The sequence below is a fragment of the Actinoplanes sichuanensis genome (assembly GCF_033097365.1).
GTDB lineage: Bacteria > Actinomycetota > Actinomycetes > Mycobacteriales > Micromonosporaceae > Actinoplanes > Actinoplanes sichuanensis.
In genome coordinates this window covers 10956044-10979259 of the sequence record NZ_AP028461.1, presented here as the reverse complement: position 1 = coordinate 10979259, position 23216 = coordinate 10956044, and the positions used below count along the sequence as shown (strand labels likewise).

The following is a 23216-nucleotide window of genomic DNA, read 5'->3' as shown; positions in this document are numbered from 1 at the left end:
CGTACGGTTGACAGCATGACGACCGATCTGCCTACCACTCAGGACGAGTGGCGCATCCGCCTGTCCCCGGAGGAGTTCTACGTGCTCCGCGAGGCCGGTACGGAGCGGCCGTGGAGTGGTGAGTACGTGGAGACCAAGACCGAGGGCGTCTACAACTGCCGGGCCTGCGGCGCGGCACTGTATGAGAGCGGCAGCAAGTTCGACAGCCACTGCGGCTGGCCGTCCTACGACGACGCGATCCCGGGCGCGGTCCGGGAGATCGAGGACCGCACCCTCGGGATGGTGCGCACCGAGATCAGGTGCGCCAACTGCGACTCACACCTGGGTCACGTGTTCCGGGGTGAGGGCTTCACCCCGAAGAACACGCGGCACTGTGTGAACAGCCTGTCGATCAGGCTGGATCCCGCCGCCTGAGATCCTCGATCACGTAGGAGACACCGTTCTCCGCGGTGATCGTCCCGCTGGACTCGGTGACGACCCAGTCGTCACCGAGCTCCGGGGCGTGGACGTCACCGGCCACGTCGAGCTCGATCCGGGTGCGCACGATGTGGCCGGCGCGCGGCAGGAAGGCGGCGTAGATCTCGCCGCCGCCCATCACCCAGAAGTCGTCGGCCTTCACCTCGTCGAGCGAGTGCACCACGGTGGCGCCGGGCGCCGACCAGTCCCGCGAACGGGTGAGCACGATGTTCTCCCGACCGGGCAGCGGGCGCCGGGGCAGCGAATCCCAGGTGGCCCGGCCCATCACGACCGCGGCGCCCATCGTCCGTTCCTTGAAGGTCCGCTGCTCGCCCGGAACCCGCCAGGGGATCGTCGGGCCGGCACCGATCACCCGGCCGCGGGCCTCGGCCCAGATCATGTGGATGGTCATACCGCGACGGGTGCCTTGATCAGCGGGTGGTGCCGGTAGCCGACCACGGTGAAGTCCTCGAACTCGTGCTCGAAGAGACTCTCCCGCGGCTTGACCTCCAGTGTCGGGAACGGGTAAGGCTCGCGGGTGAGCTGCTCTCTCACCTGTTCGATGTGGTTGGTGTAGATGTGCACGTCGCCACCGACCCAGATGAAGTCGCCCGGCTCCAGACCGACGTGCGCGGCGATCAGCTGGGTGAGCAGCGCGTAGCTGGCGATGTTGAACGGCACACCCAGGAAGAGGTCGGCGCTGCGCTGGTAGAGCTGGCAGGAGAGCCTGCCGTCGGCCACGTAGAACTGGAACAGCGCGTGGCAGGGTGCGAGTGCCATGTCCGGGATGTCGGACACGTTCCAGGCGGACACGATCATGCGCCGGGAGTCCGGATTCGTCCGGATGCTCTCCACCACCTCGGCCAGCTGATCGACATCACCCCGCGACGTCGGCCAGGACCGCCACTGCTTGCCGTAGACCGGCCCGAGCGAACCGTCCGGAGCCGCCCACTCGTCCCAGATCGTCACGCCCTGGTCGCGCAGCCACTGCACGTTGGTGTCTCCGCGGAGGAACCAGAGCAGCTCCACGGCGAGCGACTTGAAATGCACCCGCTTGGTCGTGACCAGCGGAAACCCTTGGGACAGGTCGTAGCGGAGACGCTCACCGAAGAGGCTGAGCGTCCCCGTACCGGTGCGGTCGCTCTTGGGAGTGCCGGACTCCAGGACGCGCCGCAGGAGGTCTTCGTATTGGGTGTCGACAGCCATGCCGACCAAACTAGCGGAGCTTGCCGCCGATGCTGACGATGCGCTGGGCGAGGTGATCGAGTGCCGCGTGCTGCGCGTCACCCAGCGGGGCGTCGTTGCCGCCTCCGGTGACATGCGAGACGCCGTACGGGTTGCCGTCGGCGAACTTCAGCGGATCGGTGTATCCGGGCGCCACCACCACCCCACCGAAGTGGTAGATGGTGTTGTACAGCGCCAGCAGCGTCGACTCCTGCCCGCCGTGCTCGGTCATCGAGGCGGTGAACCCGGCGTACGCCTTGTTCGCCAGTTGACCCTGCGCCCACTGCGGGCCCAGGGTGTCCAGGAACTGCTTGAGCTGGCTGGCGACGTTGCCGTATCGGGTGGGTGTGCCGAAGAGCACGGCATCGGCCCAGACCACATCGTCGGCGGCCGCCTTCGGCTCGTTCTTGGTCCGGTCGAAGTGCTGGCTCCACGCCGCGTTGGACGCGATCGCCTCCGCGGGAGCCAGCTCGGCGACCTGGCGCAGCCGCACCTCGGCACCGGCCTTCTCAGCCGCCTCGCTCAACCGAGAAGCCATGGAGTGGATGGTGCCGGTCGACGAGTAATAGATGATCGCCAGTTTCACATCAGCCATGACTACAGGAGATCTCCCCCGAGGCCCGACCGAAACGTTTATAGATGAAGTTCGCTGCCATCCTCGTCGTCCAGCCAGACGCCGTCGGTGGCCAGATAGCGGAACTTGTAGTGCCCGGGCTCGAGCGGCACGCTGACCGTCCGGGTGCCGTTGCGCCGCACCTGGAGCTCGTGTTTTCCGGGCTCCCAGCCGTTGAAGTCACCGACCACACTGACCGTCCCGGCCGGCACGTCCGCCGGCAGGGAGAAGGTCACCCTCGTCTTGCTCCCGAACAACTTACTCGTCTTGATCATGAAGCCCTCCCTTCACCGGTACAACGTCGCACTGCCGCGTATGTTGTGCCGATGCATCCCGAACCTCATGACGAGCTGCGGGTGGCGTCCTTCCGCGACCTGGACACCACCACCCTCTACGAAATTCTCAAGCTGCGCAGCGAGGTCTTCGTGGTCGAGCAGGAATGTGCCTACCTTGATCCGGACGGACGGGACGATGAGCCCGGAACCCGGCATCTGTGGTTCGCGCAGGGGAAGAAGGTCCGGGCCTACCTGCGGATCCTCAGCGACCACGGAGTCGAGCGGATCGGCCGGGTGGTGACCGCCCCGGAGGCCCGTGGCGCCGGTCTGGCCGGGCGCCTCATCGAACACGCCCTGGCGGTGATCGGTAACCGGCCGGCCGTACTCGACGCCCAGGCGCACCTCGCCGGGTTCTACGGGAGATACGGGTTCGAGACGACCGGCCCGGAGTTCCTGGAGGACGGGATCCCCCACGTGCCTATGGCAAATTCGCGATCAGCTCAGTGACCGAGCGGCGGCGGCCGGTGTAGAACGGCACCTCCTCGCGGACGTGCAGCCGGGCCTTCGAGGCCCGCAGGTCACGCATCAGGTCGACGATCCGGTGTAGTTCGTCGGCCTCGAAGGCGAGCATCCACTCGTAGTCGCCGAGCGCGAACGACGCGACCGTGTTGGCCCGCACGTCCGGGTACGGTCGGGCCATCTGCCCGTGCTCGGCCAGCATCGCGCGCCGTTCCTCGTCGGGCAGCACATACCAGTCGTAGGACCGCACGAACGGGTAGACGCACAGGTAGGCGCGGGGATCCTCACCGGCGAGGAAGGCCGGCAGGTGGCTGCGGTTGAACTCGGCCGGGCGGTGCAGCGCCATCTGCGACCAGACCGGTTCCAGGTGGCGGCCCAGCGCGGTGCGGCGGAACAGTCCGTAGGCGTCCTGCAGCGCGTCCGACGAGCTGGAGTGCCACCAGATCATGATGTCGGCGTCGGCGCGCAGGCCCGACACGTCGTAGGTGCCGCGAACCGTCACGTCTTTGCCGCCGAGCTGCTCGAACAGGCCGTCGACCTCACCGGCCACCTCGTCGCGCAGCGCCGGCAGCGGCGACGACACCCGGAACACCGACCACATCGTGTACCGGATCGTCGCGTTCAGCTCTTTGATGCGGGCCGCATTGGTCTGCTCGGTCATCGATTCCCCTCCAGAAACTTGCTCACATCGTCTGCCGCACGCTCGCCACTGGCCACACACGCCGGGATGCCGACGCCGTCGAACGCCGCCCCGGCGACCGCCAGGCCCTCCGGCAACCCGGCCCGCACCCGCGCCGCCCGGTCGGCATGACCCGGCGCGTACTGCGGAAGGCCACCACCCCAGCGCTGCACCCACGACTCGGCCGGCTCCGGCAGGGTGGCGCCGATCAGCTCACTCAACTCCCGGCGGGCCACGGCCAGCAGCGACGCGTCGTCGAGCTGCAGCCGCTCCTCCTCGCCGGCGCGCCCCAGCGACACCCGCACCACCACCGGGCCGGGCCGGTCGGCCAGATGCGGCCACTTCGTGGTGAAGAACGTGGCCGCCTTGACCAGCGTCCCCTCGCCCGGCGGGACCAGGAAACCGGACAACTCCGGCAGCGCCGTCTCCGCGGGCAGGGCCAGTGCGGCGAGCGCGACACTCGCATACTCCAGGGCCGCGATCTCCGCCCCGGCGTCACCGAGCAGCCGCGCCGCCGGCTTGGCCGGAACCGCGAGGATCACCGCGTCCACCTCGTCCACCCGCGGCGCCGGCGCCGATCCGAAGATCAACTTCCAACGGCCCGCAGCGGTACGGGAAAGCTCGCGCACCGGCAGCCCGAGCTCCAGGCGTGCCCCCGACGCCGACGCGGCGGCGCTGATCAGACGGCTCATCCCACCGTCGACGGCCGCGAAGACCGGCCGCCCCGGGATACGCCGACCGCGGGCCTGCGCCGCCCGGACCGCGTCGACCAGCGTGTGCTCGGTCTCCGCGGTGGCCGCCAGCTGCGGCATCGTCACGCGCAGGGACAGCCGGTCGGCCCGCCCCGCGTAGACCCCGCCGAGCATCGGGTCGACCAGCCGGTCCACCACCTCGTCGCCATACCGCTCGCGGACCAGGGCACCGACCGCCACATCGGCACCGGGCGCCAGCAGCGGCACGCCACGGTCCACATCGGCGCCGCCGGCGGGCCGGGCCACACCGTCCAGCACGGACAGGTCGCCGGGCACCCCGACCAGGGTGCCGGTGGGGATCCGGGCGAGCCGGCCGCCGATCGCCAACGCGGCCGGCCGGGCCGCCGGGTGCACCAGGGAGTCACCGAGACCGAGTCGCCGAGCCAGTGCCACGGCCGCCGACTCGGCGCCGTCGGAGCCACTGTTCAGAAACGACTCGGCACCCCGCTCGACCCGACGTCCGCCCAGCTCACCGGTCTGGAGCTTGCCACCCAGGGTGGTGCTTCGCTCGTACACGATGATGTCGACCCCGGACGGATGGAGATCCCGCAGCCGCACCGCCGCCGCAAGGCCCGCGATGCCGCCGCCGATGACCGCGATCCGCTTCCGCACGCTCTTCACACTCCCAGGTCGCGCCCGGCTCCGGCCACCGGGGTCCGCCGCTGTGACGCGATCCTTGTGCCCGACGGATCCCGCGCTCCAGGGCCTTAGGACCCGGAAACCTCGTGAACCAGGGCGACCAGCCGGGTCAGGATCTCCGGGTCGGTCTCCGGCATCACGCCGTGGCCCAGGTTGAAGACGTGCCCGGGGGCCGACGCGCCCTGCGCCAGGACACGCCTGGTCTCGCGCTCCACGGTCTCCCACCCGGCGAAGAGGATCGCCGGGTCCAGGTTGCCCTGCACCGAACGGTCCGGGCCGATCCGCCTGGTCGCCTCGTCGAGCGGGGTACGCCAGTCCACACCGACCACGTCGGCACCGGCCTCACCCATCGCCTCCAGCAGCACCGCGGTGCCGACACCGAAGTGGATCCGGGGCACGCCCGCGTCGAGCAGGCCGTTGAGCACCCGCGCCGAGTGCGGCATCACGTGCCGCCGGTAGTCGGCCTCGGAGAGCGCGCCCGCCCACGAGTCGAACAGCTGGACGGCGCTGACCCCGGCGTCCACCTGGACCCGGAGGAACGTCAGCGTGATGTCGGCGAGGCGGGCCAGCAGGGCGTTCCACAGGTCGGGGGCCCCGTACATCATCGCCTTGGTCTTGAGATAGGTCCGCGACGGACCGCCCTCGATGAGATAGCTGGCCAGCGTGAACGGAGCGCCGGCGAAGCCGATCAACGGGGTCTCGCCGAGCTCGGCCACCAGCAGCTTCACCGCCTCGGTGACGAAGTCGACGTCAGTCGGTGCCAACTGGCGCAACCGGGCCAGATCAGACTCGGTGCGGATCGGCTCGGCCACCACCGGGCCGGTGCCGGCCACGATGTCCAGATCGATGCCGGCGGCCGCGATCGGCACCACGATGTCACTGAAGAAGATCGCCGCGTCCACGTTGTGCCGGCGCACCGGCTGGAGGGTGATCTCGGTGACCAGATCGGGCCGACGGCACGACTCGAGCATGCCGACGCCTTCGCGGATCTTGCGGTACTCCGGCAGCGAGCGCCCGGCCTGCCGCATGAACCAGACCGGGGTGTGCGTAACGGGCAGACCACGACACGCCCGGACGAAGGGGGAATCCTCAAGAACCGTCACCGAAACATCGTGCCACGCGAGTGAATCGTCCCGGCGGCGCGCCGAGCACGGGACGGCGGCGAGATCGGCATAGGCTTTCCCCATGGCGTCCCCCTCCGCTGCCCCCGAGGCGTTCACCCGCGCCGTCGCCGGGTTGCGCGCGGAGTCGCCGCGGCCGGAGATCCTGCTCGAGGAGATCGCCGCGCCCCAGCGGCTCGCGCCGTTCTCGTTCGCCCTCAGCGCCACCGTGCTCCGCGCCGGTGACGAGGTGGCGAGCGGCCGGCTCATCCTGCTGCACGATCCGGCCGGGCACGACGCCTGGCGCGGTGACCTGCGGCTGGTCACGCTGATCACCGCGGAGCTGGAGGATGATCTGGCCTCCGACCCGCTGCTGCCGGCAGTGGCCTGGACCTGGCTGACCGACGGGCTGGACCAGTACGCGGCGGCCTACACCGCGATCGGCGGCACGGTCACGCAGACCGCGTCCACCCGGTTCGGCGAGCTGGCCGGTCCGGACCCGACCGCCGACCTGGAGGTGCGGGCGTCCTGGACGCCGACTTCCGGCGATTTCGGCGCGCACCTGCAGGGCTGGCTGGCGATGCTCGCCTCGACGGCCGGCCTGCCGCCGCCCGGCGTGGCCTCGCTGAGCGACCGGCAGTTACGGGTCTAACCGTTTCCGCAGGCCCCGAGGGTCTCGCAGGCGACCTCGATCGGGATGGCCAGGCCGATGCCCTCGGCGTCGCGGGCCTTCGCGGTGGCGATGCCGACCACCTGGCGACTCGAGTTGACCACCGGCCCGCCGGAGTTGCCCGGGTTGATCGGGGCGTCGAACTGGATCGTCGGCCCGTCCTCGGTGTTGCGGAAGGCGCTGATCACGCCGGTGGTGACCGAGTCCTCCAGGCCGAGCGGCGCACCCGCCACCAGCACCTGCTGGCCGGACTTCACCTTGCCGGCGGCGATCCCGAGCGCTTTGATCTCCCGGTTGGCCCGCAGCAGGGCCAGGTCCTTCTCCTTGTCCACCTTGACGATGGTGGCGTTGATCCGGGTGGTCTCGCGTTCCAGCGTCACCTGCCGCTCGCCGTCCTCGAAGATCTCCTCCACCACGTGGAAGTTGGTGAACAGGCTGGTCCGCCCGTTGGCCTCGCTGACCGCGAACGCGGTGCCGGTGAACTCGCCGGCCCGCACCCGGAAGACGCTGGGCAGCACGTCCTCGGCGATGCCCTCCGAGTCGAAGTTGGCCGCGGTCTGCTGCTTCTCCAGCTTTTCGACGCGGTCCTGGGAGGAGTTGACCACGTCGGCGATGTCGTTGTTGTTCTGGATGATGGTCTCCACCCGGAACGCCTGCCAGCCCGAGACCAGGACCAGCGCGGCGACCAGACCGAACAGGGCCGGCTTGTACCTGTTCTTGCGCTCCCGCGGCTCCGGCGGCGTGTAGGCCTGCTGGTACTGCTGCTGCGGCGCCTCGTAGACCGGCTGCTGGTACTGGTACTGCTGCTGGTACTGGGGCTGCTCGTACTGCTGGTATTGAGGCTGCTGCTGAGACCACGGGTCCTGCGCCTGGTACTGCTCCTCCTGCCAGTTCCACTCCTGGGCACGGCGCCCACCGTTGGCTGGTGTGAAGGGCTCGAACGGGCTGGACATACGGCGCGGCCTCCCGGTGGTCTCGGCGCTGCGACAGGTGGTACGGACCGGAGCGGCAAACGGATGAACCCCCCGGAAGATCGAGAATCGACGCGCCGGGAGCCCTGCTGCGCACAGCGGGGGTGCTACCCCCGTACGGTTACGGAGTGACCGACGAAGCACCCCTGCGCCGTCGGGACTCGCCGGACACGGCAGGGGACGGACCGCACCTTGTGCCGCCCGACCCGACATCTGGCGGTCCCGAGGATTCCCGCCCCGCGACACCCCTGACCGCCCCACGTGACGGCACGCCCGCCCCGGTGGAGACCTCGGACGAATTGGCCGACGTGGTCTCCCGGATGGCGGGCGGCACCGGCCCGATCGCCGTGGACGCCGAGCGCGCGTCCGGATACCGCTACACCCAGCGCGCCTACCTGGTACAACTGCGTCGCGCCGGGTCCGGCACGGTGCTGATCGACCCGTTGCCGCTGGACGACCTGCGCACGCTGGACGCGGCTCTCGCCGACACCGAGTGGGTGCTGCACGCCGCCAGCCAGGACCTGCCCTGCCTGGCCGAGCTGGGCATGCGGCCGCGGCGGCTGTTCGACACCGAGCTGGCCGCCCGACTGGCCGGGTTCGAGCGGGTCGGGCTGGCCGCCCTCACCGAGCAGCTGCTCGGCTATTCGCTGGAGAAACACCACTCGGCAGCGGACTGGTCGACCCGTCCGCTGCCGGAGTCGTGGCTGACCTACGCGGCGCTCGACGTGGAGCTGCTCACCGATCTGCGGGACGTGCTCGCCGACGAGCTGGACCGGCAGGACAAGACGGCGTGGGCGGCCGAGGAGTTCGCCGCCCTGGTGGCCGGCGCCGACCGGCCGCCCCGGGTCCGCCCCGACCCGTGGCGTCGCACGTCGGGCATTCACCGGGTTCGTGGCGCGCGTGCCCAATCCCGGGTCCGCGCGCTCTGGTACGCGCGCGACGGTGTCGCCGCCCGGCGTGACTCGGCGCCCGGCCGGGTGCTGCCCGACTCGGCGATAGTCGCCGCGGCCGAGGCGGATCCGAAGGATGAGCGCACCCTGCTCGGCATTCCCGGTTTCGGTGGCCGCTCGGTGCGTCGGCTGGCCCGGATCTGGCTGGACGCGCTGGATCAGGCGCGGTCCCTGCCCGATGACGCTCTGCCGGTGAACCAGCCGGTCGAGGGTCCGCCGCCGCCGCACCGCTGGGCCGAGCGTGACCCGGTCGCGGCAGCCCGGCTGGCACGCTGCCGGCAGGTCGTCGTCGGCACCGCCGAGCAGCACAACCTGCCCCCGGAAAACCTGATCAGCCCGGACTTCATCCGCCGCCTGGCGTGGTCACCGCCGGACGAGGTCAGCTCACGGACGGTCGGTGACACGCTGCGCGGGTTCGGCGCACGCAACTGGCAGGTCACCCTGCTGGCCACCCAACTGGCCGAGGTCCTGCCCGACCCGGCCTGACCCCTACCGATCTTGTGAGGTTGCGGCCGCCGTGACGGCGCAGCCTCACAAGATCGCGTCAGCTCCGGGTCTCGATCTGGGCGCGCAGTTTCGGGAACTCGGCCTTGATCTGCTTGGCCTTCTTGGAGTGCCACATGATCATGCCGATGCTGCCCTCGTCGGCCCAGCTGCAGATGGCCACCGGCACACCGTCGCCGTCGGCGTCGCCACACTTGGCCGCGCCGCCGAACTTGCCGGTGCTCGCCTCGGTCAGGTTGGTGACCTTGAGTCCCCCACTGCCGATGCCGTTGAAGATCCCGCCGAGCGCCACCCCGGGCAGCGGTACCTCGGTCTCGACGGCGACCGCGATGACGATGTTCTCCTTGGTCGGGTCGCCGTAGAACGCTCCGAACGAGTCGCCGGCGGTCGGGTCGGAGGCGATCTCGGCCCGGAACTCCTCGGTGATGCCCTCGAACTCCGCGCCGGTGAGCTTGGGGCGCCCGCCGAGCTTGGCCGGCTCGGTGATCTTGATGGTGGCCCGGGGCGCCTGCGTGGTCGCTTCGATGGTGGGCTCGGCGGTGGCTTCGGCGGTGGCCTCGGTGCGCTTGTCACCCGACGCGTCGACCAGGTCGTCGGCGTCCGAGGCGTTCTTGCCGATCAGGTAGAGCGAGGTGACGACACCGACACAGAGCACCAGGAAGAGCGCCACCACACCGATCACGATGGGCGTGTTCGTGGACTTCCGCGGTGGCTGCGGCGGTGGGAACGGCGGAGGGTAGCCGGGCGGGCCGTACTGCGGGCTCGCACCGTACGGCTGGTTGGGGTCGTATGCGGGCGGCGCCGAGTAGGGCCGGGTGGGGTCGGGCTGATGCGGGTACTGCGGCGGCTGGGGCTGCCCCCAACCGCCGGGGTTGTGCTCACCGGGATGCGGTGGGTACGTCATCGACGCTCCAGGAATCGTGAAGTCGATGGATCTTATCGGTGCTCAGGGGCCTTGCACGGTCCCTCGTCCGGTGACTTCACACACCGGTTCGGCCGGTCCTGGATTTTCCGTTCAGTCCAGGTTCCCCGGGTCGATGATGACGTACGGCTCGCGAATGTGACCTTTTCTCGGAGCCCCTGGCCGCTACTAGTTACTGGCGAGTAGCATTGCCGACACATTTGGGTTCACGCCCGCAAGGAGGCTTGCTGTGCCCCGTGAAGTACGCGAGGTCGTCTTCGTCGACGGCGTCCGCACCCCGTTCGGCAAGGCGGGCGGCATGTATGCCGAGACCCGCGCCGACGACCTGGTGATCCGCTGTATGCGCGAACTGCTGAAGCGGAATCCCAACCTCCCGCCCGAGAAGGTGGAGGAGGTCGCGATCGCGGCCACCACCCAGATCGGCGACCAGGGCCTGACCCTCGGCCGGACCGCCGCCCTGCTCTCCGGCCTGCCGAAGACCACGCCCGGCTACTCCGTCGACCGGATGTGCGCGGGCGCCATGACCGCGGTGACCAATGTCGCCGGCGGCATCGCGATGGGCGCGTACGACATCGCCATCGCCGGTGGCGTCGAGCACATGGGCCGGCACCCGATGGGTGAGGGCGTCGACCCCAACCCGCGGATCCTGGCCGAGAAGCTGGTCGACCCGTCCGCCCTGGTGATGGGCTCGACCGCGGAGAACCTGCACGACCGGCTCCCGCACATCACCAAGGAGCGGGCCGACGCCTACGGCCTCAACTCCCAGATCAAGACCGCCAAGGCGTACGCCGACGGCAAGATCCAGCCGGACCTGGTGCCGGTCGCGATCCGCTCGGCCGAGCTGGGCTGGGGCCTGGCCACCGTCGACGAGGCCCCGCGCCAGACGTCGCTGGAGAAGCTGGCCACCCTGAAGACCCCGTTCCGCCCGCACGGCCGGGTCACCGCCGGTAACGCAGCCGGCCTGAACGACGGCGCCACCGCGGCGATCCTGGCCGACGAGGCGACCGCCCGTGAGCTGGGCCTGCCGGTCGCGATGCGGATGGTGTCCTACGCGTTCGTCGGCGTCGAGCCGGAGATCATGGGTTACGGCCCGATCCCGTCGACCGAGAAGGCGCTGAAGAAGGCCGGTCTCACCATCGACGACATCGGCCTGTTCGAGCTGAACGAGGCCTTCGCGATCCAGGTGCTGGCCTTCCTCGACCACTACGGCATCGCCGACGACGACCCGCGGGTCAACCCGTGGGGCGGCGCGATCGCCATCGGCCACCCGCTCGCGTCCTCGGCGATCCGCCTGATGACGCAGCTGGCCCGGCAGTTCGCCGAGCGCCCCGACGTGCGCTACGGCATCAACGCCATGTGCATCGGCATCGGCATGGGCGGCACCGTCATCTGGGAGAACCCGTACTGGGAAGGCGCGGCCAAGTGATCGAGAATCCGAACGAGGTAGTCACCAAGGCGATCGTCCGCCTGGTGCAGGTACCCGGGCTGGCCAAGCCGGCCGCACTGATCACCCTCGACAACGGCTTCGACTACAAGAAGCCGAACAGCTTCGGCCCGGGCGGCCTGAAGTCGCTGGACGAGGCGATCACCACGGCCACCGAGGCGGACCCGGCGTTCATCGCGGTCACCGGTAAGCCGTACATCTTCTGCGTCGGCGCCGACATCACCGGCATGCCGCTGATCAACTCCCGCGAGCAGGCGGTCGCGCTGGGCGAGCTGGGCCACCGGGTCTTCGCTCGTCTGAAGAACAGCGAGATCCCGACGTTCGCGTTCATCAACGGCGCGGCCATGGGCGGCGGCCTCGAGGTGGCGCTGCACTGCCACTACCGCACCGTCTCGACCGGCGCGGCCGCGCTGGCGCTGCCCGAGGTCGCGATCGGCCTGATCCCCGGCTGGGGCGGCTCGCAGATCCTGCCGAACCTGATCGGCATCATCAACGCCGCCACGGTCATCCTGCAGAACCCGCTGACCCAGAAGCAGCTGCGACCGAAGCAGGCCAAGGAGATGGGTGTCGCCGACGCCCTCTTCGAGGCGGCCGACTTCCTGGAGGACTCGCTGGCCTGGGCGGCCGGTGTGGTCAAGGGTGACGTCACGGTGGAGCGCCCGGAGATCGAGCGCAAGGACTGGGACGGCGTCCTGGAGTTCGTCAAGGCGATGCTGGACGAGAAGCTGCACGGCGCCGTCCCGGCCGCCAACAAGGCCGTCGAGCTGCTGGCCCTGGCCAAGACCGCCTCCTTCGCCGACGGCACGGCGGCCGAGACCGAGGCCCTCGCCGACCTGATCCTGGGCGACGAGTCCCGGGCCAGCCTGTACTCGTTCGACCTGGTCCAGCGGCGGGCCAAGCGCCCGGTCGGTGTCCCGGACAAGTCGCTGGCCCGCAAGGTCACCAAGGTCGGCATCATCGGCGCCGGCCTGATGGCCTCGCAGTTGGCTCTGCTGTTCCTGCGTCGCCTGCAGGTGCCGGTCGTGTTGACCGACCTCGACCAGGAGCGCGTCGACAAGGGCGTCGGCTACGTGCACGCCGAGATCGACAAGCTGGTCGCCAAGAAGCGGATGGACGAGGGCACCGCCGCCAAGCTGCGACTGCTGGTCAGCGGCTCGGTCGACAAGTCGGTCTTCGCCGACGCGGACTTCGTGATCGAGGCGGTCTTCGAGAACCTCGACCTGAAGAAGCAGATCTGGGCCGAGTTCGAGAAGATCGTGAAGCCCGAGGCGATCCTCGCGACCAACACCAGTTCGCTGTCGATCACCGAGATGGCCGCCGATCTGGAGCACCCGGAGCGGCTGGTCGGCTTCCACTTCTTCAACCCGGTCGCCGTACTCCCGCTGCTGGAGATCATCCGGGGCGAGAAGACCGACGACGCCACGCTGGCCACCGCGTTCGAGGTCGGCAAGACCCTGAAGAAGTCGTCGGTGCTGGTCAAGGACGCTCCGGCGTTCGTGGTCAACCGCCTGCTGACCCGGGTCACCAGCGAGATCTTCCAGGCCGTCGACGCGGGCACCCCGCTGGACGTGGTGAACGTGGCGATGGACCCGCTGGGCCTGCCGATGCGCCCGATCGCCCTGCTCCAGCTGGTCGGCCCGGCCGTGGCCTACCACGTGGGCGAGACCCTGCACGCCGCGTTCCCGGACCGGTACGTGGACTCCCCCAACCTCAAGCGGATCGTCGACTCCAAACTGCCGGTGATGGTGGACAAGGAGATCAACCCCGAGGTCATCGCGCTGCTGGAGGTCGGCGACGCTCCGCTGACCGCCGACGAGGTACGCCAGAAGGCGCTCGACGGCCTGGCCGAGGAGATCCGGATCATGCTCGACGAGGGTGTGGTCGCGGAGGCACAGGACATCGACCTGTGCATGATCCTCGGCGCCGGGTACCCGTTCCACCTGGGTGGTGTCACGCCGTACCTGGACCGCAGCGGCACCGCGGAGAAGGTGACCGGCAAGCGCTTCCTGGCCGACGGGGTGGCGAACGTCCGCGCCTGACGCAGATGGTGCACAAACGAGTGCCCCCGCGCCTTGCGAAGGTGCGGGGGCTTCTCGTTTTCACCCGGTCAGAGGTCATCGCGGTCGCCGCTTCGCCGGTACGATCCTCCGACATCACAAGCTCTGGAGCATCGATGACGTACCCTCCTCACCCGGGTGAGCCTCAATACGGGCAGCAGCCGCAATACGGGCAGCAGCCGCAGTACGGCCAGCAGCCACCCCCGTATGGGCAGCAGCCCCCGCAGCAGTACGGGCAGCAGCCTCCGCAGCAGCCGTTCGGCGCGCCCCCGCCACCGCCCGGTTTCGGAGGCTTCCCACCGGCGCCGATGCCGCCCGCGCGCAAGTCCCGGGTCCTGCCGATCGTCCTGATCTCGCTGGGTATCGTCGCGGTCCTCTGCATCGGCGGGTTCACCGCGCTCTACCTGGTCGGCAAGAACGCGGCCGACGACCTCGCCGCGGTCACCATCACCGAACCGGCGACGCTCGGCGGCCGGCCGAAACTGGAGAGCCAGGAGTTCGCCGCGATCACCGCGGACATGGAGAAGAGCCTGTCCGCGTACCCCGGGGCGGAGAGCTCGTTCGGCGCCATCTACGGCGACCCGAACAAGGAGGACATGGTCGCCGCGCTGGCCACCAAGGCCCTGATCGCCAGCCCACAGAAGGAGCTGGACGCCTCGTTCCAGACGTTCGGCAAGGACGCCCCGGTCAGCGGCCTGACCCCGGCCGACACCGGCACGCTGGGCGGGGTCGCGCAGTGCGGCACCAGCTCGGTCTCCGGCATCGACGTGGCGGTCTGCGGCTGGGCCGACGAGGGCAGCGTCGGCATGGTCATGTGGTTCTTCAAGAAGGCCCCGGACATCCAGGCCGAGTTCCCGAAGGTGCGGGCCGAGATCGAGACGAAGACCAAGACCAACTGATCACGGGTACGCGGCAGGGCCGCTCCGGACGCACCGGAGCAGCCCCGCCATGTGTCGATCAGGTGCTGGACAGCGTGTTGAACTTCGAGTACAGGCTGGTGCCGAGCGGGCACTCCTTCGAGGAGATCGACCCGACCTTCTTCCAGGGACCGGTGAACCAGTTCACCCCGGCGATGCCCTTGCAGGCGATGGTGATCTGGTGGGAGCCGGTGCCACCGGTGCACTTGCTGTAGGCTCCGACCTTCACACCGTCATCGACGATGTCCGGGGTGGAGCACCCCGACGGGAAGGCGAAGGCCGGCGCGGCGGCGATGCCGATGCCGCCGGTGGCGAGCATGGCGACTGTGGCCATCCGAGCCATCGACCGGCTGACCCTGATGTTCGTGATTCGCATACAACTGTTCCCCTCGTTGATAACGCCGAGGCCCCCATGAGCACGTTGTTAGCGATCACTATATATTCCGATGCCTCGATGCATGCCCCCGCAACGGTGCTGCTTAGGGACAGTTTGTTTTCAGTTCCGGATACGGGGAACGCTCGCAGCCCCGGCCACCACGGGCGTCGTGTCGGCGGCCGGCAGGGTCACCGTGACCTCCAGCCCGCCGCCCTCCTGGGCCACCGCACGGACCGTGCCGCCGTGTGCGTCACAGACCGCCCGCACGATCGACAGCCCCAGGCCCGAACCCCTCGATCCGGTCCGTTCCCAGCCACCCCGCCGGAACGGCTCGAACAGCCCCGGCACATCGGCCGGCTCGACCTCGTAACCGGTGTTGCCGACGATCAGCATGGCCCGGCCGCCCGACGACTCGGTACGCAACCACAGCCGGCCCAGCAGGTGGTTGTAGCGGATCGCGTTCTCGATGAGGTTGCCGGCCAGTCGGTCCAGCAGACTCGGGTCACCGACCACCGGAGCCGGCCCCAGCTCGGTGGTGACCTCCAGTTTCAGCCGCTCCGCCTCGGCCTTCACCGCGGACAGCGCGTTCTGCACGCTCAGCGAAAGATCGGCGGGCACCTTGCGGACCAGCCGGCGGCCCGACTGCGCCTCCGACCGGGCCAGCACCAGCAGCGCGTCGACCAGGCCGTTGGCCCGTTCCGAGGCGTTACGGACCACCTTGGCCATCCGGCGGAACTCGGCCACATCGGCCTCGTCGTCGCTGAGCGTCACGTCGATCTCGGTCCGCATCACCGCGAGCGGGGTGCGCAACTCGTGCGACGCGTTCGCCACGAACCGTTTCTGCGACTCGAACGCGGCCGCCAGCCGATCGAGCATCGCGTCGAACGTGCGGGCCAGCTCGGCTACCTCACCGTCCGCACCGGAGTAGCGGATCCGCTGGTCGAGCGTCTCCTCACCGAGCCGCTGAGCGGTCTGGGTGACGTCACGCAGCGGGCGCAGAGCCCGGCCGGTCACCGCGTAGGCCAGCGCTATCCCGACGATGCCGACCGCGGCCAACGCGCTGAACCCCTTGATCAGCAACTCCCGGGAGGCCTGCGCGACCATGTCGTCCTGCCAGGCCACCGCCTCGACGGCGGTCCCGTCCCGCAGCGTCACCGTCGAGCCCTGCTGGAGCGCGTCGACCGGATGCAGCGACTCGCTGACCAGCAGCCAGGCCAGCAGCACCAGCACCGCACCGGCGCCGACCAGCAGGATCCCGTTGAGCAGGGTGAGCCGCAGCCGCAGCGTGGGCCGCACGTCGAACCGCAGGCCGCGACTACGGATTCCGGGATAGACGGTCACGAGGCCACGACCGGCTCGGGCACCCGGTAGCCGGCGCCCACCACGGTCTCGATCAGCGGTGGATCGCCGATCTTCTTGCGCAGCGTGTTGATGGTCACCCGGACCGTCGTGGTGAACGGGTCGGTGTTGGCGTCCCAGACCCGCTCCAGCAGCTCCTCGCTGGACACCACGCCGCCCTTGGCCTTGAGCAGCTCCTCGAGGACGCAGAACTCCTTGTTGGTGAGCTCCAGCGTCACCCCACCCCGGGTCGCCACCCGGCGCGACTGGTCCAGCACCAGGTTGCCGACACTCAGCACCGGTGGCGCGACCGGGGTGGCCCGTCGGCCGAGGGCCTGCACCCGGGCCACCAGCTCCTTGAAGTCGAACGGCTTGGCCAGGTAGTCGTCGGCGCCCAGCTCCAGGCCCTCCACCTTGTCCTCGACCGAGGAGCTGGCGGTCAGCATCAGCACCCGGGTCAGCGCACCCGACTCGACCAGGGCGGCGCAGATCTCGTCGCCGTGCATGCCCGGCAGGTCACGGTCGAGGACGACCACGTCATACCTGGTGACATACGCCATCTCGTGCCCCTCGAGGCCGTCGTAGGCGACGTCCACCGCCATCCCCTTGCGGCGCAGCCCCCGGACGATGGCATCGGCCATGTCCCGTTCGTCTTCCACCACCAGCACCCGCACCGCGACCTCCACACTCGTAGGTGCAGGTTACGTCAGAGGCGCCAGATCGCGATCGACGAATCCAACCGCCGGCAGACCAGCGCGTCGGTCGAGAACCGGCAGTCCCCGGCGATCCGTTCGGCCCGCCCACGCAGCCACACCCGGCCGGTCGCGAGGTCGAGGATCCCGTACCGCAGGGCGTAGCCGACCGCCTGATGCCGGTAGATCCAGGCGGTGCCGGGTTTCGGGCCGGGACCGCCGCTGGCCCACGGCCCGGCGATCGCGGTCCGGCCGGTCCGCGGGTCTAACACGGCCAGTTCCGGCTGGGTCTGGCTGGCCTGGGCGACCAGCACCCGGTCACCGATCACCTCGGCCGTGTCGAATCCGTCGGAGTGCGCCACCTCACGGCCGGTGGCCGGGTCCACGACGCTGAGGCCGCTCGGAAACCCGGCCAGGCAGATCATCGGCCCGCAGTCCTGCGGGAAGCCGGCATCCGGCAGCACCTCGCCGGAACGCCGCCAGCGCTCGGCCATGGTCAGCTCGTCGTAGGCGATCGTCTCCTCGGTGCCGTACCCGGCGACCAGCAGCCCGGCCGTCGCCCAGGCCACGAAGTCCGGGCCGGGTGGCCGCGGAAGCCGGGCGGTCGCGGTGAGCGTGCCGGTGCGCCCGTCGCGCACCTCGATCAGCCCGTCGTCGCGCACCGAGAAGAGCCGCGCCGGATAACCCGCCCAGTAGGAGCCGGTCGACATCGTCACCTGGTCGCTGCCCGGCTGTTCGAGCGACCAGTGCACGGCCCCGGTCCGCGCGTCGAGGGCCCGCCAGACCGACCGGTCCGAGGTGACGTTCTCCTGGATCAGCGTCAGGCCGCTCTGCTGATCGAGGCCGTAGAGCGACGCCGTCCGCCTCCACAGCGGCTCGCCGCCACCCACCCGGACCGCCATCAGCCCGGAATCGGAGGACTGCACGTCGTTGAAGGCGACGAGCAGCAGGTCGTCACCGATGGCGGAGAAGGTGAAGATGTCCCCGGGCACGGTGGCCTGGAATTCGCCGAGCGGCGTCACCTCGGGCAGCTGATAGGCCCGGATCGCGTAGGTCCGCATCACCGTGCCGATCGGCCCGACCAGCCCGGCGACGTAGAGCCGGTCCCCGGCGACCTGGATCCGGTCACCCAGGTTGATCGGGAGGAACACCGGATCGGTCGAGGGCGGCGGTGGTCCGGCGCCGCCGAGCAGCGCGGCCAGCACGACCGTCAGAAGACCGAGGATCCAGCGGTACGCCGGCAGCGGCGGCCGTGGCAGCGCGGACTCCGGTTCCCCGGACGGCACCTCGCCGAGATCGATCAGGGCATCCCGCAACTACCGCCCCCATGTGCGCCCGTACCGGTCTCAGATCCGATAGGCCCAGACCCGCAGACCCCGGACATCCCGACAGACTACGTATCGATCGTCGCCACCGCAGTCCCCGCCCAGCCCGTCGGCCGCCCCCAGATACCTGACCTCGGTGGCCCCGGGCAGCACCGCCCCGAACGCCCGGCCACCGCCCTTCTCGTCCCGCCACAACAGCAGGGCGTGCGCGTCGAAGCCCTCCACCTCGCCGGTCCAGCCGGACAGGTCGGCGCGCGGCGCCCCGGTCACACCGTCGACGAGGAGCTCCGGGCCGTCCCCGTCCGGGCCGCTCATCAGCACCGATCCGGCCCGGGCGGCCAGGGCGGCGGTGGCCGGCGCCGACCAGGCGGACTTGCCGGTGCGCCGGTCCAGCACCCGCACCTCCCGGTCGCCGCCGGTGCAGAGCAGGCCCGCACAGTTGTCCGGCTCCCCCTCGGTGTGCAGGTCACGGGTCCAGAGCCGGTCCAGGGTCCGTACGTCGTACCCCACTTGGAGCCCGGCCTCCGGATAGCCGATCAGTGCCACGTCGTCGAGCACGTCGCTGGTGCCCGGACCGGAACCGGCCTCCTCGGGCAGCTCGGTCTCGCGCAGCACCGCGCCGGTCCGGGCATCGCGCAGGCTCAACCGGTCGGAGGAGGTGATCAGGACCGCGGGCGGGCCGGCACCGCGGGCCGCCTCGGCGGTCACCGAACCGCCGGGCGTGGCGGTCCACAGCACCTCGCCGGTGGCCAGGTCGAGGCCGCGCACCTCGGTCCGGACCGGCGGCTCCACGTGCGGCCGGCCGTCGGCCGAGAAGTAGAGCATCCCGGGATCGCCGGACTCCTGGTCGTAGAGGGTGCCGGGCCGGAAGATCCGGTCGGTGAGAACGGCCAGGCCGTCGGGCACCGGGGTGATCCGGTTCGGGGTGGTCCACCGGATCGCCCCGGTGTCCGGGTCCAGGACCGTGCTGGACAGCCCGGCGCCGACCAGCAGCAGCCCGCCGATCCGCTGCACCCGGATCGGGCCGAACACACCCTTCGCCGGGTCGAAGGTGGCGCTGATCGGCACCTCGGCACTCCACAGCCGGTGCGGAGACGGCTGCGGATCCCACGCGGTGAGGGTGCGGCTCTGCCCGGCGAGCACGATGGTGAACACCCGGCCACCGGCGATCTGGATCGTGGACTCGGCGCCGGGCGGGGCCGGGATCAGGCCGAGCGGACGCCAGAAGGTGCCACCGGCCGGGGCCGCGCCGGCCGCGGCCAGCACCAGGAGCACCGCCACGACCAGGCCGAGGTGGCGGTAACGCCACGGGGGCGGGGTACGGCGTCCGGCGATCCGATCGGGCGGGGCGTCCAGATCCAGCTCGATCAGCGCCACGCCACAACCTTCCTGAGGATCACGCCGGCTCGGCCCGATAGGCCCAGACGACCAGTTCGCCGTACATCGACCGGCAGATCAGTCGCTCCGGGGCGGACTGGCACTCCCCGGTGCCGGCCGGCAACTCGGCGAGCACCCGCGGCCGGGACAGGCGCGGGGCCGCGACCGCGACCATGGTACGCGGATCCGCCCCGATCTCCCGGGTGACCAGCACGTCCCCGTCGGCGGTGGCCCCGCCGAGCGGCCGCCAGCCGGTCAGATCGACGAGCACCCGGCCGGTCGACGGGTCGACCAGCGCGGTCGGTGACTTCGGGCCGTCCGCGTAGGCGATCAACCGTCGCCCGATCGTCTCGATCGACCGCCAGCCGGGCCGGTGCCAGCGCGGGTCGCCGGTGGCCGGGTCGATGGCCCGCACCCCGTCCAGGCCGATCAGGCAGGCGAGCGGGCCACACGCCTGCACCTCGCGGGTGGTGCCGGCCGGCGCGGTCCACAGCGGCCGCAGTGTGGCCGGGTCGAAGGCGGACACCTCGATGCCGGAGGGCCCCGGGTGCCGCAGCAGGATCACTCCCCCGGCCACCAGCGGGTTGTCCGGGTCGTAGTTGGCGGCCGGCACCGGCCGCTGGGCGAGCAGGACGCCGGTCCGCCCGTCGTACAGCTGGGCGAGCAGGTCGTCGCGGACCACCAGCATCCGGGCCGTCTCGCCGGCCGGGCCCGGCACGGCCAGCAGGACCGCGGTCGACGGCACCTCGACCCGCCAACGGGGCCGCCCGGTGTCCCGGTCGAGCGCCTCGACGGCCCCCTCCACCCGGCGGCCGGTGCCGGACGACTGGCTGCGCACGCCGTCGACCGAGAACACCAGCCCGGTGCCCTCGAAGCCGACCACGCTGCGGGTGTTGTGCCATCGCTGGTCGCCGGTCGCCAGGGCGACCGCGGTGGTGCCCGGCTCGGTGCTGCCGGCGCCCCACGGGCGCAGCAGCAGGAGCCCGTCACCCGATCGCAGCCGGTAGACCGGGACCTTCTGGTCGACCCGCCACTGCAGGTCGCCGGACTCCAGATCGTAGGAGGCGAGCACACCGACCGACTGGACCACCAGTTGGCCGGTGCCGGTCACCAGGTACGGGTCACCGGAGCCGATCTCGACCCGGGTCAGCGCATCCAACAGCGGGGGCGGCGGCGGCCCGGACGCGGTGAGCGAGAAGAGGACCATCGCCGCGACCACGGCCGGCACCAGCCAGGACGGCATCGCGCGCCGTCCCGGCCGGTCGTACGTGATCGGCTCACCCCGGTCGTAGCCGAGGTCGATGACCATCGGCCCGCTGACGGTGTCCGCACCCATCCGCCAACGGTAACTTTTGAGTAACGAAGTTGCCCAGTGGCTCAGACCCGGATGTCAGGCTCCGCGAGACGGGACACGAACCCGACCACCTCGCGGGCCACATCCTGCGAGGTGAGGCCGAGCGAGGCGAGGATCTCGGCGCGGGTGCCGTGCGGGTGGAAGCCCACCGGCACGCCGAAGTCACGCAGCGGCGTGGACACACCCGCGTCCCGCAGGGCGCTCGCCACCGCGTCGCCGACACCGCCGGCCCGCACCCCGTCCTCCAGCGTCACGACCGCCCAGTGCTGGGCGGCCAGGCCGGTCAGCTCGATCGGCACCGGACGGACCCAGCGGGGGTCGACGACGGTCACCCCGTACCCCTGCTCGGTGATCTTCTCCGCCGCCTCCAGGGCGAGGCCGACGAACGAACCCACCGCGACCAGCAGGATGTCCTGGGTTTCGCCCTCGCGGAGCACGTCCACCTGGCCGACCCGGCGGATCGCCGGGGTGTCCGGCGCGACCGCGCCGGTCGGGAAGCGCACGATCGTCGGCCCGTCCTCGACCGCGACCGCCTCGCGCAACTCCTCACGCAGCGTCGCCGAGTCACGCGGCGCGGCGATCCGCAGCCCCGGCACCACACCGAAGACGCTCATGTCCCACATGCCGTAGTGACTCGGCCCGTCCGGCCCGGTGATCCCGGCCCGGTCCAGCACGAAGGTCACCGGCAGGTTGTGCATCGCCACGTCCAGCAGGACCTGGTCGAAAGCCCGGTTCAGGAAGGTGGCGTAGACCGCGACCACCGGGTGCAGGCCGCCCATCGCGAGACCGGCCGCCGACGTCGCGGCGTGCTGCTCGGCGATGCCCACGTCGTAGGTGCGCTCCGGATACTTCTTGGCCAGCTCGGCGATGCCGGTCGGCTCGGCCATCGCGGCCGTGATGCCCACCACGTCCAGCCGCTCGTCGGCGATCCGGACCAGCTCGTCGGCGAAGACCGCGGTCCACTTCAGCGACGGCTTGGCGGTCAGCGCGCCGGTCTGCGGGTCGAACGCGCCCGGGCCGTGCAGGCAGTCCGCCTCGTCCTGCTCGGCCGGCCGGTAGCCGTAGCCCTTGCGGGTCACCGCGTGCACGATGACGGGCGCGTTGAAGCCCTTGGCCCGCCGCAGCGCCGACTCCATGGCCTGCTGGTCGTGACCGTCCACCGGCCCGATGTATTTCAGGCCGAGGTCCTCGAACATCGGCTGCGGGCTGACCGCGTCCTTGATGCCCTTCTTGACCGCGTGCAGCACCTCGAAGACCGGCTTGCCCACCACCGGGGTCTGGCCCAGCGCGTCCTTGACCAGGTCGAGCACCTTCTCGTAACCCGGGTTGAGGCGCAGCGTGGACAGGTGGTCGGCGAGACCGCCGATGGTCGGCGCATACGAGCGACCGTTGTCGTTGACCACGATCACCAGACGGTTGCGCGTGGCCGCGATGTTGTTGAGCGCCTCCCAGCACATGCCACCGGTCAGCGCGCCGTCACCGACGACCGCGACCACGTGACGGTCCTCACCGCGCAGTGCGAACGCCTTGGCCAGACCGTCGGCGTAGGACAGGGCGGTGGAGGCGTGCGAATTCTCGATCAGGTCGTGCTCGCTCTCCGCCTGGCTCGGGTAGCCGGTGAGGCCACCACGCTGGCGGAGCAGATCGAAGCCGTCCTGCCGGCCGGTCACGATCTTGTGGACATACGACTGGTGGCCGGTGTCGAAGAGGATCTTGTCGCGCGGGGAGTCGAAGACCCGGTGCATGGCCAGGGTCATCTCGACCACACCCAGGTTGGGACCGAGGTGGCCCCCGGTCCGCGACACCTTGGCGACGAGGAAGTCACGGATCTCGGCCGCGAGCAGGGTCAGCTGCTCCGCGGTCAGTCGCTTCAGATCACCCGGATTGGTGATGCTGGTCAGCAGGCCGGCCGGGGTCGAGGGGGAGTCGCTCATGGGGGAAGAGTCTATCCGTGTGCCGCCCGGACGCGACTTGAGCGAACGGACCGTCACCATTCCTCCACACAATCGCGACCTCCCCCGACCGGTGTACGGCCACACCCCGGGTGGGCAGCGGGCGAAGC

At 70.5% G+C, this 23216-nt stretch carries 23 protein-coding genes; 7 read left to right on the top strand and 16 right to left on the bottom strand.

Going from position 1 to position 23216, the window contains the following annotated elements; translation table 11 throughout:
• Nucleotides 1-15 precede the first annotated feature (15 nt).
• The gene (gene msrB / locus Q0Z83_RS50530) at nucleotides 16-414 is read left to right on the top strand and encodes a peptide-methionine (R)-S-oxide reductase MsrB (RefSeq protein WP_317790708.1); all 399 of its coding nucleotides are present in this window, start codon (nucleotides 16-18) and stop codon (nucleotides 412-414) included.
• Here the strand turns inward: msrB and Q0Z83_RS50525 are convergent.
• From Q0Z83_RS50525 to Q0Z83_RS50510, 4 genes are read right to left on the bottom strand one after another with little or no spacing between them, the layout of a single operon-like run.
• On the bottom strand, nucleotides 392-868 hold the full coding sequence (locus Q0Z83_RS50525) for a dihydrofolate reductase (RefSeq protein WP_317790707.1): 477 nt from the start codon (nucleotides 866-868) through the stop codon (nucleotides 392-394). The genes msrB and Q0Z83_RS50525 overlap by 23 nt on opposite strands.
• Nucleotides 865-1662: a thymidylate synthase gene (locus Q0Z83_RS50520; RefSeq protein ID WP_317790706.1), complete on the bottom strand. Its 798-nt coding sequence runs from the start codon at nucleotides 1660-1662 to the stop codon at nucleotides 865-867. The genes Q0Z83_RS50525 and Q0Z83_RS50520 overlap by 4 nt, the downstream gene beginning before the upstream one ends.
• Before the next feature lie 10 nt (nucleotides 1663-1672).
• Nucleotides 1673-2275: an NAD(P)H:quinone oxidoreductase gene (wrbA, locus tag Q0Z83_RS50515; RefSeq protein ID WP_317790705.1), complete on the bottom strand. Its 603-nt coding sequence runs from the start codon at nucleotides 2273-2275 to the stop codon at nucleotides 1673-1675.
• A gap of 38 nt (nucleotides 2276-2313) precedes the next feature.
• On the bottom strand, nucleotides 2314-2568 hold the full coding sequence (locus Q0Z83_RS50510) for an isoamylase early set domain-containing protein (protein ID WP_317790704.1): 255 nt from the start codon (nucleotides 2566-2568) through the stop codon (nucleotides 2314-2316).
• A gap of 51 nt (nucleotides 2569-2619) precedes the next feature.
• Between Q0Z83_RS50510 and Q0Z83_RS50505 the strand changes: the two genes are divergently transcribed.
• Complete coding sequence (locus Q0Z83_RS50505; RefSeq protein WP_317790703.1) at nucleotides 2620-3075, top strand: GNAT family N-acetyltransferase; 456 nt, start codon at nucleotides 2620-2622, stop codon at nucleotides 3073-3075.
• On the opposite strand, the gene hemQ is transcribed toward Q0Z83_RS50505, so the two are convergent.
• The 3 genes from hemQ to hemE form a co-directional block, all read right to left on the bottom strand.
• Entirely contained in the window at nucleotides 3047-3748 is a 702-nt protein-coding gene (gene hemQ / locus Q0Z83_RS50500) for a hydrogen peroxide-dependent heme synthase (protein WP_317790702.1), read from the bottom strand. The two genes, Q0Z83_RS50505 and hemQ, sit on opposite strands and share 29 nt — an antisense overlap.
• On the bottom strand, nucleotides 3745-5130 hold the full coding sequence (gene hemG, locus Q0Z83_RS50495) for a protoporphyrinogen oxidase (protein ID WP_317790701.1): 1386 nt from the start codon (nucleotides 5128-5130) through the stop codon (nucleotides 3745-3747). Before hemG ends, hemQ begins: the two co-directional genes overlap by 4 nt.
• Nucleotides 5131-5225: 95 nt before the next feature.
• Entirely contained in the window at nucleotides 5226-6260 is a 1035-nt protein-coding gene (gene hemE / locus Q0Z83_RS50490) for a uroporphyrinogen decarboxylase (RefSeq protein WP_317790700.1), read from the bottom strand.
• 82 nt (nucleotides 6261-6342) lie between these two features.
• Between hemE and Q0Z83_RS50485 the strand changes: the two genes are divergently transcribed.
• The gene (locus Q0Z83_RS50485; protein ID WP_317790699.1) at nucleotides 6343-6909 is read left to right on the top strand and encodes a DUF3000 domain-containing protein; all 567 of its coding nucleotides are present in this window, start codon (nucleotides 6343-6345) and stop codon (nucleotides 6907-6909) included.
• Here Q0Z83_RS50485 and Q0Z83_RS50480 read toward each other — a convergent pair.
• Entirely contained in the window at nucleotides 6906-7880 is a 975-nt protein-coding gene (locus Q0Z83_RS50480) for a S1C family serine protease (RefSeq protein WP_317790698.1), read from the bottom strand. The genes Q0Z83_RS50485 and Q0Z83_RS50480 overlap by 4 nt on opposite strands.
• A gap of 146 nt (nucleotides 7881-8026) precedes the next feature.
• On the opposite strand from Q0Z83_RS50480, the gene Q0Z83_RS50475 reads away from it, so the two are divergent.
• On the top strand, nucleotides 8027-9334 hold the full coding sequence (locus Q0Z83_RS50475) for a ribonuclease D (protein WP_317790697.1): 1308 nt from the start codon (nucleotides 8027-8029) through the stop codon (nucleotides 9332-9334).
• A 58-nt stretch (nucleotides 9335-9392) separates the two neighbouring features.
• Here the strand turns inward: Q0Z83_RS50475 and Q0Z83_RS50470 are convergent, their stop codons facing one another.
• Nucleotides 9393-10256 carry a hypothetical protein gene (locus tag Q0Z83_RS50470; protein ID WP_317790696.1) on the bottom strand — a complete coding sequence of 288 codons (864 nt, stop codon included), beginning with the start codon at nucleotides 10254-10256 and terminating at the stop codon, nucleotides 9393-9395.
• Nucleotides 10257-10503: 247 nt separating this feature from the next.
• On the opposite strand from Q0Z83_RS50470, the gene Q0Z83_RS50465 reads away from it, so the two are divergent.
• The 3 genes from Q0Z83_RS50465 (at nucleotide 10504) to Q0Z83_RS50455 (ending at nucleotide 14674) form a co-directional block, all read left to right on the top strand.
• On the top strand, nucleotides 10504-11700 hold the full coding sequence (locus Q0Z83_RS50465) for a thiolase family protein (protein ID WP_093619790.1): 1197 nt from the start codon (nucleotides 10504-10506) through the stop codon (nucleotides 11698-11700).
• A complete protein-coding gene (locus Q0Z83_RS50460) occupies nucleotides 11697-13757 on the top strand; it encodes a 3-hydroxyacyl-CoA dehydrogenase NAD-binding domain-containing protein (protein WP_317790695.1) in 2061 nt (686 codons plus the stop codon). Before Q0Z83_RS50465 ends, Q0Z83_RS50460 begins: the two co-directional genes overlap by 4 nt.
• A gap of 134 nt (nucleotides 13758-13891) precedes the next feature.
• Entirely contained in the window at nucleotides 13892-14674 is a 783-nt protein-coding gene (locus tag Q0Z83_RS50455) for a hypothetical protein (protein ID WP_317790694.1), read from the top strand.
• Between the two features lie 58 nt (nucleotides 14675-14732).
• On the opposite strand, the gene Q0Z83_RS50450 is transcribed toward Q0Z83_RS50455, so the two are convergent.
• From Q0Z83_RS50450 to dxs, 7 genes are all read right to left on the bottom strand, one after another.
• On the bottom strand, nucleotides 14733-15026 hold the full coding sequence (locus tag Q0Z83_RS50450; RefSeq protein WP_317790693.1) for a hypothetical protein: 294 nt from the start codon (nucleotides 15024-15026) through the stop codon (nucleotides 14733-14735).
• A gap of 162 nt (nucleotides 15027-15188) precedes the next feature.
• Nucleotides 15189-16409 (bottom strand): sensor histidine kinase, encoded by a 1221-nt coding sequence (locus Q0Z83_RS50445; RefSeq protein ID WP_317790692.1) that lies wholly within the window; start codon nucleotides 16407-16409, stop codon nucleotides 15189-15191.
• Nucleotides 16406-17080, bottom strand: coding sequence for a response regulator transcription factor (locus Q0Z83_RS50440; RefSeq protein WP_317790691.1), 675 nt, complete (start codon nucleotides 17078-17080; stop codon nucleotides 16406-16408). The genes Q0Z83_RS50445 and Q0Z83_RS50440 overlap by 4 nt, the downstream gene beginning before the upstream one ends.
• A gap of 32 nt (nucleotides 17081-17112) precedes the next feature.
• A complete protein-coding gene (locus Q0Z83_RS50435; protein WP_317790690.1) occupies nucleotides 17113-18414 on the bottom strand; it encodes a PQQ-binding-like beta-propeller repeat protein in 1302 nt (433 codons plus the stop codon).
• 30 nt (nucleotides 18415-18444) lie between these two features.
• Entirely contained in the window at nucleotides 18445-19800 is a 1356-nt protein-coding gene (locus tag Q0Z83_RS50430) for an outer membrane protein assembly factor BamB family protein (RefSeq protein ID WP_317790689.1), read from the bottom strand.
• A gap of 19 nt (nucleotides 19801-19819) precedes the next feature.
• Entirely contained in the window at nucleotides 19820-21136 is a 1317-nt protein-coding gene (locus Q0Z83_RS50425) for an outer membrane protein assembly factor BamB family protein (RefSeq protein WP_317790688.1), read from the bottom strand.
• A 41-nt stretch (nucleotides 21137-21177) separates the two neighbouring features.
• Entirely contained in the window at nucleotides 21178-23088 is a 1911-nt protein-coding gene (gene dxs / locus Q0Z83_RS50420) for a 1-deoxy-D-xylulose-5-phosphate synthase (protein ID WP_317790687.1), read from the bottom strand.
• Nucleotides 23089-23216: the final 128 nt, after the last annotated feature.

Excerpts from the sequence above, each read along its gene's own strand:
- Q0Z83_RS50510 (WP_317790704.1), bottom strand. The coding sequence starts at position 2,568 with ATGATCAAGACGAGTAAGTTGTTCGGGAGCAAGACGAGGGTGACCTTC.
- msrB (WP_317790708.1), top strand. The coding sequence starts at position 16 with ATGACGACCGATCTGCCTACCACTCAGGACGAGTGGCGCATCCGCCTG.
- hemQ (WP_317790702.1), bottom strand. The coding sequence starts at position 3,748 with ATGACCGAGCAGACCAATGCGGCCCGCATCAAAGAGCTGAACGCGACG.
- dxs (WP_317790687.1), bottom strand. The coding sequence starts at position 23,088 with ATGAGCGACTCCCCCTCGACCCCGGCCGGCCTGCTGACCAGCATCACC.
- Q0Z83_RS50480 (WP_317790698.1), bottom strand. The coding sequence starts at position 7,880 with ATGTCCAGCCCGTTCGAGCCCTTCACACCAGCCAACGGTGGGCGCCGT.
- Q0Z83_RS50425 (WP_317790688.1), bottom strand. The coding sequence starts at position 21,136 with ATGGGTGCGGACACCGTCAGCGGGCCGATGGTCATCGACCTCGGCTAC.
- Q0Z83_RS50470 (WP_317790696.1), bottom strand. The coding sequence starts at position 10,256 with ATGACGTACCCACCGCATCCCGGTGAGCACAACCCCGGCGGTTGGGGG.
- Q0Z83_RS50505 (WP_317790703.1), top strand. The coding sequence starts at position 2,620 with ATGCATCCCGAACCTCATGACGAGCTGCGGGTGGCGTCCTTCCGCGAC.
- Q0Z83_RS50525 (WP_317790707.1), bottom strand. The coding sequence starts at position 868 with ATGACCATCCACATGATCTGGGCCGAGGCCCGCGGCCGGGTGATCGGT.
- Q0Z83_RS50485 (WP_317790699.1), top strand. The coding sequence starts at position 6,343 with ATGGCGTCCCCCTCCGCTGCCCCCGAGGCGTTCACCCGCGCCGTCGCC.
- Q0Z83_RS50520 (WP_317790706.1), bottom strand. The coding sequence starts at position 1,662 with ATGGCTGTCGACACCCAATACGAAGACCTCCTGCGGCGCGTCCTGGAG.
- Q0Z83_RS50450 (WP_317790693.1), bottom strand. The coding sequence starts at position 15,026 with ATGGCCACAGTCGCCATGCTCGCCACCGGCGGCATCGGCATCGCCGCC.
- wrbA (WP_317790705.1), bottom strand. The coding sequence starts at position 2,275 with ATGGCTGATGTGAAACTGGCGATCATCTATTACTCGTCGACCGGCACC.
- Q0Z83_RS50455 (WP_317790694.1), top strand. The coding sequence starts at position 13,892 with ATGACGTACCCTCCTCACCCGGGTGAGCCTCAATACGGGCAGCAGCCG.